Source organism: Pseudomonas sp., assembly GCF_049301935.1.
In the GTDB taxonomy this organism is placed as follows: domain Bacteria; phylum Pseudomonadota; class Gammaproteobacteria; order Pseudomonadales; family Pseudomonadaceae; genus Aquipseudomonas.
On sequence record NZ_JBAQLP010000048.1, the window covers coordinates 1 to 9641 of the forward strand.

General features: G+C 60.2%; 12 protein-coding genes and 1 other RNA gene. 4 read left to right on the forward strand and 9 right to left on the reverse strand.

The genetic code is table 11. The features are described 5' to 3' along the window. Together rnpB and rsmI are read right to left on the reverse strand one after the other, a co-directional pair. Positions 1 to 276: RNase P RNA component class A (gene rnpB / locus WA145_RS06525), an RNA gene on the reverse strand; the annotation flags it as partial. Between the two features lie 41 nt (positions 277 to 317). Beyond that, positions 318 to 1160 carry a 16S rRNA (cytidine(1402)-2'-O)-methyltransferase gene (gene rsmI / locus WA145_RS06530; protein WP_422580792.1) on the reverse strand — a complete coding sequence of 281 codons (843 nt, stop codon included), beginning with the start codon at positions 1158 to 1160 and terminating at the stop codon, positions 318 to 320. Positions 1161 to 1328: 168 nt separating this feature from the next. On the opposite strand from rsmI, the gene WA145_RS06535 reads away from it, so the two are divergent. From WA145_RS06535 to WA145_RS06550, 4 genes are read left to right on the forward strand one after another with little or no spacing between them, the layout of a single operon-like run. Beyond that, positions 1329 to 3140: a penicillin-binding protein activator gene (locus WA145_RS06535; protein WP_422580801.1), complete on the forward strand. Its 1812-nt coding sequence runs from the start codon at positions 1329 to 1331 to the stop codon at positions 3138 to 3140. Continuing rightward, positions 3137 to 3511 (forward strand): YraN family protein, encoded by a 375-nt coding sequence (locus WA145_RS06540; RefSeq protein ID WP_422580793.1) that lies wholly within the window; start codon positions 3137 to 3139, stop codon positions 3509 to 3511. The genes WA145_RS06535 and WA145_RS06540 overlap by 4 nt, the downstream gene beginning before the upstream one ends. A 30-nt stretch (positions 3512 to 3541) precedes the next feature. Next, on the forward strand, positions 3542 to 4135 hold the full coding sequence (locus WA145_RS06545) for a phosphoheptose isomerase (protein WP_422580794.1): 594 nt from the start codon (positions 3542 to 3544) through the stop codon (positions 4133 to 4135). Beyond that, a complete protein-coding gene (locus tag WA145_RS06550) occupies positions 4132 to 4665 on the forward strand; it encodes a BON domain-containing protein (RefSeq protein WP_422580795.1) in 534 nt (177 codons plus the stop codon). Before WA145_RS06545 ends, WA145_RS06550 begins: the two co-directional genes overlap by 4 nt. Before the next feature lie 70 nt (positions 4666 to 4735). Here the strand turns inward: WA145_RS06550 and WA145_RS06555 are convergent, their stop codons facing one another. The 7 genes from WA145_RS06555 to rplM all read right to left on the reverse strand — a co-directional run bounded on the left by WA145_RS06555 (position 4736) and on the right by rplM (position 9546). Further along, positions 4736 to 5149 (reverse strand): ClpXP protease specificity-enhancing factor, encoded by a 414-nt coding sequence (locus tag WA145_RS06555; RefSeq protein ID WP_422580796.1) that lies wholly within the window; start codon positions 5147 to 5149, stop codon positions 4736 to 4738. A gap of 15 nt (positions 5150 to 5164) precedes the next feature. After that, on the reverse strand, positions 5165 to 5782 hold the full coding sequence (locus tag WA145_RS06560) for a glutathione S-transferase N-terminal domain-containing protein (protein ID WP_422580797.1): 618 nt from the start codon (positions 5780 to 5782) through the stop codon (positions 5165 to 5167). An 89-nt stretch (positions 5783 to 5871) separates the two neighbouring features. Further along, on the reverse strand, positions 5872 to 6651 hold the full coding sequence (locus WA145_RS06565; RefSeq protein WP_422580798.1) for a cytochrome c1: 780 nt from the start codon (positions 6649 to 6651) through the stop codon (positions 5872 to 5874). Next, positions 6651 to 7862, reverse strand: coding sequence for a cytochrome b (locus WA145_RS06570; protein ID WP_422580799.1), 1212 nt, complete (start codon positions 7860 to 7862; stop codon positions 6651 to 6653). Before WA145_RS06570 ends, WA145_RS06565 begins: the two co-directional genes overlap by 1 nt. Further along, positions 7862 to 8455: a ubiquinol-cytochrome c reductase iron-sulfur subunit gene (petA, locus tag WA145_RS06575; RefSeq protein WP_422580800.1), complete on the reverse strand. Its 594-nt coding sequence runs from the start codon at positions 8453 to 8455 to the stop codon at positions 7862 to 7864. The genes WA145_RS06570 and petA overlap by 1 nt, the downstream gene beginning before the upstream one ends. A 255-nt stretch (positions 8456 to 8710) precedes the next feature. Further along, positions 8711 to 9103: a 30S ribosomal protein S9 gene (rpsI, locus tag WA145_RS06580; protein WP_090249150.1), complete on the reverse strand. Its 393-nt coding sequence runs from the start codon at positions 9101 to 9103 to the stop codon at positions 8711 to 8713. Between the two features lie 14 nt (positions 9104 to 9117). Continuing rightward, the gene (rplM, locus tag WA145_RS06585) at positions 9118 to 9546 is read right to left on the reverse strand and encodes a 50S ribosomal protein L13 (RefSeq protein ID WP_090249152.1); all 429 of its coding nucleotides are present in this window, start codon (positions 9544 to 9546) and stop codon (positions 9118 to 9120) included. Between the last annotated feature and the right edge of the window lie 95 nt (positions 9547 to 9641).

Below are 9641 nucleotides of genomic sequence, written 5' to 3' on the forward strand. Positions count from 1 at the left end.
ACCCGGTTCCAGCGCGGGCCACGCCAATGGAACCCTATTTGGTCTTGCTCCGAGTGGGGTTTGCCTAGCCACGAACTGTTACCAGTCGCGCGGTGCGCTCTTACCGCACCTTTTCACCCTTACCGGCACCGAAGCGCTTAGGCGGTTATTTTCTGTGGCACTTTCCGTAGGCTCACGCCTCCCAGGCGTTACCTGGCACTCCGCCCTATGGAGCCCGGACTTTCCTCCCCCGCATTTCGCAGAACGAAACACGGCAGCGACTGTCCGATCGACTCTCCGCTGGCAAGGTTAACGGCCCGCGCCCTATAGAACAAGGCTTAAACGTCTTTCAGCTGCTCCAACGCCACCTGGTAGAGCAAGTTCTTGCGCACCCCGGTGATCTCCGCCGCCAGTGCCGCCGCGCGTTTGAGCGGCATTTCCGCCAACAGCAGATTCAACACGCGCATAGCCTCGGCACTGACGGCCTCCTCGCCCTCCGGCGCCTGCCAGCCCGCCACCAGCACCACACATTCGCCGCGCTGCTGATTGCTGTCGGCGGCCACCCAGGCGGCCAGCTCGGCCAGCGGCATACCCTTGAGGGTTTCGAAGGTCTTGGTCAGCTCTCGCGCCAGCAACGCCGGGCGCTCGCCGCCGAATACCGCCTGCATGTCCTGCAGACACTCGAGAATGCGGTGCGGCGCCTCATAGAAGATCAGCGTGCGCGGTTCTTCCTTTAGCTGCTCAAGTCGCGCGCGCCGCCCAGTCGCCTTGGCCGGGAGAAAGCCTTCAAAGATAAAGCGATCCGATGGCAAGCCTGCGGCAGACAGCGCGGCAATCAGTGCACAAGCGCCCGGCACGGGCACCACCGCAATACCGGCGGCGCGCGCCTGACGCACCAGGTGATAACCGGGATCGGAAATCAGCGGCGTACCAGCATCGGAGATCAGTGCCACATCGTCACCGGCCAGTAGCCGCGCGAGAAAGCGTCCGCCCTGATCGCGCTCGTTGTGCTCATGACAGGCCGCCAGTGGCGTACCGATGCCGAAGTGCTGCATCAGCCGCGCGGAATGACGGGTGTCTTCGGCAGCAATCAGAGCAACGCTGCGCAGGATAGTCAGCGCCCGCGCGCTGATGTCATCCAGGTTGCCAATGGGCGTAGCCACCACATAAAGACTGCCCAAAGGTGAATTCGCCGCAGCGGTAGTGGTCACAGCACAGGCCTCTCAAAATCAGCAAAGCGCGCATTGTAGCCCGTTTCCAGCCTTCGACATCGCGTCACCCGGCGGGCTTGGGTACAATTCGACGCTCAATTTGATCAAGTATCAGGAACGCCCTACATGCCCACCCGCCTGATCGTTCACCTGCGCGCCCTTTCTGCCCTCTGCCTTGCCGGCCTGCTCGTAGCCTGTGCCAGTCAGCCCTCCTCGACTCTGGGCGAGCTGCCGCGCACACCGCAAGCCAGCATTGAACAACTGCTGCAGCAAGCGGCCGAAAGCCCCATCGAGCAAGCCGCAGCACTGCGCCTGTCGGCGGCGGACCTGGCCTATAAGCAGAAGGACCTGGTTCGCGCCAGCAGCATTCTGGAACAAGTGCAACTGGAAAGCCTGAAACCGGCCCAGCAGATCTACGCCAGCACCCTGCGTGCCGAGCTGGACATGAGCCGCAACAAGCCCAAGGCCGCCCTGCAAGCCCTTAGCCACCCGAGCATGGAGCGCCTCGGCGAACTGCCGGTTGAACAGCAAGTCCGCAGCCAGCTGGTGCGCGCCAACGCCCTGCAAGCCAGCGGACAGACCCTGGCTGCCGCCCGCGAGCGCGCCTATATCGCCCCGCTGCTCAGCGGTGCCAGCGCCGCACAGAATCAGGAAGCCATCTGGACTCTGGTTTCCAGCCTGCCGCAGAGCGAGCTGCAAGCCAGCGGTGATGCTGACCTCGACGGCTGGCTGGAGCTGGCCCGCGCCGCCAAGCGCGCTGGCACTCTGGAGCAGCAGCAAATCGCTATTGATGCCTGGGTCGCCGCCAACCCGCAGCACCCTGCCGCACAACAATTGCCGCAGGCACTGGTCGAACTGAAGAAGTTCTCCAGCCAGCCGCTGACTGAAATTGCCCTGCTGCTGCCGCAGGATGGCCAGCTGGCCAATGTAGCCCGCGCCCTGCGCGACGGCTTCCTGGCCGCCCACTACCAGGCGCAACAAGCCGGGCAGAACCCACCGAACATTCAGATTTTCGACAGCTCGCGTATTGGCTCCATGGACGCCTTCTACGCCCAGGCCCAAGCCGCCGGCGTGCAACTGGTGATCGGCCCATTGGAAAAGAACCTGGTCAGCCAACTGAACAGTCGCGAACAACTGCCCATCACCACCCTGGCCTTGAATTACAGCGAAGGCACCCAGGAAGGCCCGGCACAACTGTTCCAGTTCGGCCTGGCTGCTGAGGACGAAGCCCGCGAAGTCGCCCGCCGCGCCTGGGCCGATGGTATGCGCCGCGCCGTAGCGCTGGTGCCCAGCGGTGAATGGGGCGACCGCGTACTCGCTGCTTTCCGCCAGAGCTGGCAAGCCCAGGGCGGCACCCTGATCGCCGCCGAACACGTTGATCAGCCGGTCGAACTGGCCCGGCAGATCGCAGAACTGTTCCAGCTGCGCGAGAGCGAAGCGCGCAGCAAGCGCCTGCAAAACACCCTGGGCACCTCGGTTGCTGCAGCCCCTTCGCGGCGCCGTGATGTCGACTTCATCTTCCTCGCCGCCACCCCGCAACAGGCCCAACAGATCAAGCCAACGCTGGCCTTCCAATACGCCGGCGATGTCCCGGTGTATGCCACTTCACACCTGTTCACCGGCACTTACAACCAGGCGCAGTACCTCGACCTCAACGGCATCATGTTCTGCGAAACACCCTGGCTGCTGAACGTCAACGACCCACTGCGCCAGCAAGCCAGCACGCAATGGCCGCAGGCCAGCGGCAGCCTCGGCCGCCTGTACGCCATGGGTGCCGACGCCTACCAGCTGGCGCCACGCCTGAACCAGCTCAAGGCCCTGCCCGAGACTCGCCTGCAAGGCCTGTCGGGCAACCTGAGCCTGAACCCAAGCCAGCGCATCGAGCGGCAACTGCCCTGGGCCGAGTTCCGTGATGGCCAGGTTCAGCCGCTGCCCGACAGCAGCAATTGAGCGAGCGCATCAGCACACAACAACGCGGTGATGCTGCCGAAGCCCTGGCCCGGCAGCATCTCGAACAGCATGGCCTGCGCCTGCTGGCACAGAACTGGCGCTGCCGCCTCGGCGAGCTCGATCTGGTCATGCTCGACGCCGATACAGTAGTATTTGTCGAGGTTCGCTATCGGCGCCATAGCGCCTGGGGTGGCGCGGCAGAGAGCGTGGATGCACGCAAACGTGAGAAACTCAGCCGCGCCGCTCAGCACTTCCTGCAACAAGAATCACGCTGGGCCAAGTACCCATGCCGCTTTGATGTGATTGCCATAACCGCCGACAGCCAAGCCCCCGCGCAACTGGACTGGATTCAAAACGCCTTTGATACCTGAACAGACGCCACACTGAAGGTTATATCCCTAATGGACATGCAAGCTCGTATTCGCCACCTGTTCCAAGCCAGCATTGACACCAAGCAGCAGGCCATGGAAGTGCTCATCCCCCTTATCGAGCAAGGCAGCCAGGCCATGGTCCAGGCACTGCTCAGCGAGGGCAAGATCCTCACGTGCGGCAATGGCGGCTCAGCCGGTGACGCCCAGCATTTCTCCTCCGAACTGCTTAACCGCTTCGAGCGCGAGCGCCCAAGCCTGCCGGCCATCGCCCTGACCACCGACAGCTCGACCATCACCTCGATTGCCAACGATTACAGCTACAACGAGATCTTCTCCAAACAGATTCGCGCGCTCGGTCAACCCGGCGATGTGCTGCTGGCGATTTCCACCAGCGGCAACTCGGCCAACGTGATCCAGGCCATCCAGGCCGCCCACGACCGTGAGATGACCGTGGTTGCCCTCACCGGCCGCGATGGTGGCGGCATGGCTTCACTGCTGCTGCCGGAAGACGTGGAAATCCGCGTCCCCTCGAAAGTCACCGCACGCATTCAGGAAGTCCACCTGCTGGCCATCCATTGCCTGTGCGACCTGATCGACAGCCAACTGTTTGGGAGTGAAGAATGACCCGTTCACCACTGATCCTCGCCGCCCTGGCACTGACTCTCGCCCTGGCCGGCTGCGGTAACCGCAGCGTCGGCAACAAGATCGACGACCAGTTCATCCCCGCCGAGGTCAGCTCCAGCGTGGCCCGCGCGCATATCGACCTGACCAGCCCGACCTCGCACATCATCGTTACCAGCTATAACGGCGTGGTACTGCTGGCCGGTCAGACGCCGCGCAGCGATCTCAAGGCCATGGCCGAGCAGGCCGCACGCCGCGTCAGCAACGTGAAAAAGGTGCACAACGAGTTGCAGGTGCTGCAGCCCACTTCGCTGCTGGTGCGCAGCAACGACTCACTGCTGACCAGCCGCATCAAGACCCAGATGCTTGCCGACAGCGCGGTGCCGGGCACCCGCATCAAGGTGATCACCGAAAACGGCATCGTCTATATGCTCGGCCTGGTTTCGCGCGCCGAAGCCAACCACGCCACCAACCTGGTACAAAGCGTTTCCGGGGTGCAGAAAGTGGTGAAGCTGTTCGAATACAGCAACTGATAGCCTCACCCAGGCAACCGCCTGGGTGGCGACCAGAGAAAAGGCGATCCTCGGATCGCCTTTTCTCTATTTACTTGACCACTTTCAGACTGGGCCTGCCACTGGGACGTGGCGGCTCATCATCCGGAGGGCTTTGCTCATCCGGATCTTCGATCTCATCACCATCGAGCATCGACGACTCCGCATCAAACACCATGCCCTGGCCATTCTCCCGCGCATAGATCGCCAGCACGGCAGCTGCGGGGATATACAGGCTCTGCGGCACCCCGGCAAAACGCCCCTCGAAGCTCACCGCCTCGTTATCCATATGCAGATGACGCACGGCAGTCGGTGAGACATTCAGCACGATCTGCCCATCATTGGCAAAACCGGCAGGCACCTGCACACCGGCAAACTCGGCGTTGACCAGCAGGTGCGGGGTGCAGTCGTTGTCCACGATCCACTCATAGAGGGCACGAACCAGATAAGGACGACTCGACTTCATCATGACCTCCTCGGGTTAACGCATATCACGTTCGACAAGTGACAGACTGGCCTGAAACGCTTCACGAGCAAACTGACGCTCCATGTAATCCAGCAATGGCTTGGCCGGCTTTGGCAACTCTATCCCCAGAATCGGCAAACGCCAAAGGATCGGCAGCAGACAGCAGTCCACCAGGCTCAATTCCTCGCTGAGGAAATACGCCTTGTCGGCAAATAGCGGCGATACGCCGGTCAGGCTCTCGCGCAGCTCCTTGCGCGCCAGGGCACGGGCCGGCTCTTTGCTACGCGGATCCAGAATCAGGTCCACCTGCGCGCACCAGTCACGCTGGATGCGATGAATCAGCAGACGACTATTGGCACGGGCCACCGGGTACACCGGCAACAACGGCGGATGCGGGTAACGCTCATCCAGGTATTCCATCACCACAGTCGACTCGTACAGAGCCAAATCGCGATCCACCAGGGTCGGCAGGCTGGCGTAGGGGTTGACCTCCAGCAGCTTGGCCGGATAACGGCCCTTTTCGACACTGATGATCTCGGCGCTGACACCCTTCTCGGCGAGCACAATGCGTACGCGGTGGGAATAGTGGTCGGCGGGGTCGGAGTAACAGGCCAACCGATTGGTCACGCCCATGGCGGTCCTCCTCGCTTATAAAGTTATATGAAGCACAAAGACCTGCGCGCCCAAAGGGGCGCGCAGGTCAACAGCGGAGCTACAACGGATTAATGCACGTCCTTCCAGTACTCGCGCTTGAGCAGATAGGCGAATACGAAGAAGAAGGCCAGATACAGCAGCACATAGGTGCCGATACGCTGGCTTTGCAGCTTCACCGGGTTGGCCGAGTAAGCGAGGAAGGTCACCAGATTCTGGATCTTCTCATCGAATTCTTCAGCACTCAGCGTACCGGTCTTCGGCTCAACGGTCAGCTGATCACAAGCCTCATGGGTAATCGGTGTGCCGGTCAGCGGATCGAACAGCTTCTTGCCATCCTCAACCACTTGCACCTGCTTACAACCGATGTACTGACGGCCTTGCAGACCTACCAGCACGTTCGGCATACCGACGTTCGGGAAGACCTTGTTGTTGGCACCCAGCGGACGCGCGGTATCTTCATAGAAGGTACGCAGGTAGGTGTACAACCAGTCGTTACCACGCACACGGGCAACCAGGGTCAGATCGGGCGGCGCCGCACCAAACCAGGCTTTAGCATCCGCTGGCTGCATGCCGATATTCATGTGCTCACCAATCTTCGCGCCGGTGAACACCAGGTTCTCCAGCATGATTTCATGGGGAACACCAATGTCATCAGCGACACGCTCATAGCGCTGATACTGCGCCGAGTGGCAACCCATGCAGTAGTTGGCGAACGTACGCGCGCCATCCTGCAGAGCCGCTTTGTCAGTCAGATCGATATCCACCTTATCCAGTGGATAACCGCTGCCAGCGCCCAAGGCCAGGGCCGGCATTGCAGCAATAACGAGTGCAGCAAATAGCTTCTTCATCAGCCAGTCACCCTTTCCGGAACCGGTTTGGTCTTCTCGAGTTTGGTATAGAACGGCATCAGGATGAAGTACGCGAAGTACAGGAAGGTACACACCTGCGACAGCAGCGTACGGCCTGGGGTTGGCGACAACACGCCCAACACGCCGAGGATCACGAAGGACACGCAGAAGATCAGCAGCCAGACCTTGCTCATCCAGCCCTTGTAGCGCATCGACTTGACCGGGCTACGATCCAGCCAAGGCAGCACGAACAGCACCGCGATAGCCGCACCCATGGCAATAACACCCAGCAGCTTGTCCGGCACCGCACGCAGAATCGCGTAGAACGGGGTGAAGTACCAAACCGGGGCAATGTGCTCAGGGGTCTTGAACGGGTTGGCCGCTTCGAAGTTCGGCTTCTCGAGGAAATAACCGCCCATTTCCGGGAAGAAGAAGATCACGAAGCAGAAGATAAACAGGAACACCACCACGCCGACGATATCTTTCACGGTGTAGTACGGGTGGAAGGCGATGCCGTCGAGCGGAATGCCGTTCTCGTCTTTCTTCTTCTTGATGTCGACGCCGTCCGGGTTGTTCGAACCGACTTCGTGCAGCGCCAGGATGTGCAACACCACCAGGCCGAGAATCACGATCGGCAGCGCCACCACGTGCAGGGCGAAGAAGCGGTTCAGGGTGATCCCGGAGATCAGGTAGTCACCACGAATCCACTGGGTCAGGTCCGCACCGATCACCGGAATGGCACCGAACAGCGAGATGATCACCTGGGCCCCCCAGTAGGACATCTGGCCCCACGGCAGCAGGTAACCCATAAAGGCTTCGGCCATCAGCATCAGGTAGATCAGCATGCCGAAAATCCACACCAGCTCACGCGGCTTCTGGTAGGAGCCGTAGAGCAGACCGCGGAACATGTGCAGGTAGACCACCACGAAGAATGCCGAGGCGCCGGTGGAATGCAGATAGCGCAGAATCCAGCCGTACTCCACATCACGCATGATGTACTCGACCGAAGCAAACGCCTGCTCAGCCGACGGGGTGTAGCTCATGGTCAGCCAGATACCGGTAACGATCTGGTTGACCAGCACCAGCAGCGCCAGGGAGCCGAAGAAGTAGAAGAAGTTGAAGTTCTTTGGCGCGTAGTACTTGGACAGATGGTCTTCCCACATCTTGGTCGCGGGAAAGCGTGCATCGACCCATTCCATGAATTTGCTCATCATGCTTGCTCCTGATCCACACCGATGATGATCACATCATCCGTCTCGTACGTGTGCGGCGGCACCGGCAGGTTCATGGGCGCAGGCTGAGCCTTGTACACGCGCCCGGCGAGGTCGTAACGCGAACCGTGGCATGGGCAGAAATAGCCACCGACCCAATCGGCACCGAGGTCCGCAGGCGCCACTTCCGGACGGAAGGACGGCGCGCAACCCAGGTGGGTGCACAGGCCTACCAGCAGCAGCACTTCCGGCTTGATCGAACGGGTTTTCGGATCGACATAGCTTGGCTGCTCAGACGCCTTGGAGTCAAAGTCGGCCAGTTGTGGCTCAAGCTTGACCAGGTTACTGAGGATTTCCTCGGTACGGCGCACGATAAACACCGGCTGCCCCCGCCATTCAGCAACCATCTGCTGGCCCGGCTCAATTTTGCTGACGTTCACCTTAACCGGTGCTCCGGCAGCTTTAGCCTTGGCGCTTGGGAACCAGGACCCTACGAACGGGACCGCGGCACCCACCGCTCCTGCAGCGCCCACCACAGAGGTGGCCGCTACCAGAAAGCGACGCCGGCCTGCATTCACGCCGTCATTGCTCATTCAGTCGTCTCCCATCAGCTTTATGGCCTTTTAAGCAGGCCTATACTCGGTAAGTTTCAGATCGCACAAAAAGTTGCCGAATGGTAAAGAAAAGGCCCATTTCTGACAAGGTAATTACCCAGCCTTAACCGACGCAACGCCTTGCGAATCAGGGCATTCACCGCTGCGGCATGATGCCGCAGACTAAATCGTCAGCCATAAAAAACGCCCAGTTCCGCAAGGAAACTGGGCGTTTTTTTGAACGCAGGTAGCGAATTAACGCTTGGAGTACTGCGGACGCTTACGCGCTTTACGCAGACCAACCTTCTTACGCTCAACTTCACGGGCGTCGCGAGTCACGAAGCCAGCTTTACGCAGTGCAGGACGCAGAGCTTCGTCGTAGTCCATCAGGGCGCGGGTGATGCCGTGGCGGATTGCGCCAGCCTGGCCACTTACGCCGCCACCGATAACGGTAACGAAGATATCGAACTTCTCGGTCATCTCAACCAGTTCCAGCGGCTGACGAACTACCATGCGGGCAGTTTCGCGACCGAAGAAACCATCAAGAGTGCGATTGTTGATGGAGATTTTGCCAGTGCCCGCACGCAGGAAAACGCGAGCGGTTGCAGTCTTGCGACGGCCAGTGCCGTAATTTTGAGTCGCCGACATAATGAACTATTCCGTTAAAACTTCAGTTCTTGGGGCTGCTGAGCAGTGTGGGGGTGAGCAGCGCCCGCGTACACTTTCAGCTTACGATACATGTCGCGACCCAGCGGGTTCTTCGGCAGCATGCCTTTAACCGCGGTCTCGATCACGCGCTCAGGGGCTTTAGCGATCAGCTTTTCGAAGTTGATCGACTTGATGCCGCCCGGGAAACCGGAGTGGGAGTAGTACATCTTGTCAGTGGTCTTGGCACCGGTAACACGAATCTGCTCAGCGTTGATGATGACGATGTAGTCACCGGTATCAACGTGCGGAGTGTATTCAGGCTTGTGCTTGCCACGCAGACGGCTTGCAACTTCGGTAGCCAGACGACCCAGGGTCTGACCTGCAGCGTCGACGACAAACCAGTCGCGCTTAACTGTTTCCGGTTTAGCAGTAAAAGTTTTCATTCTTTATAGCCTCAGGGGCCGCCCTGATAAATAAGACGGCGGATCTTACTGAATAGTGCGTACTTTGACAAGTCAAAGGCAGCCGAAAACAGGCG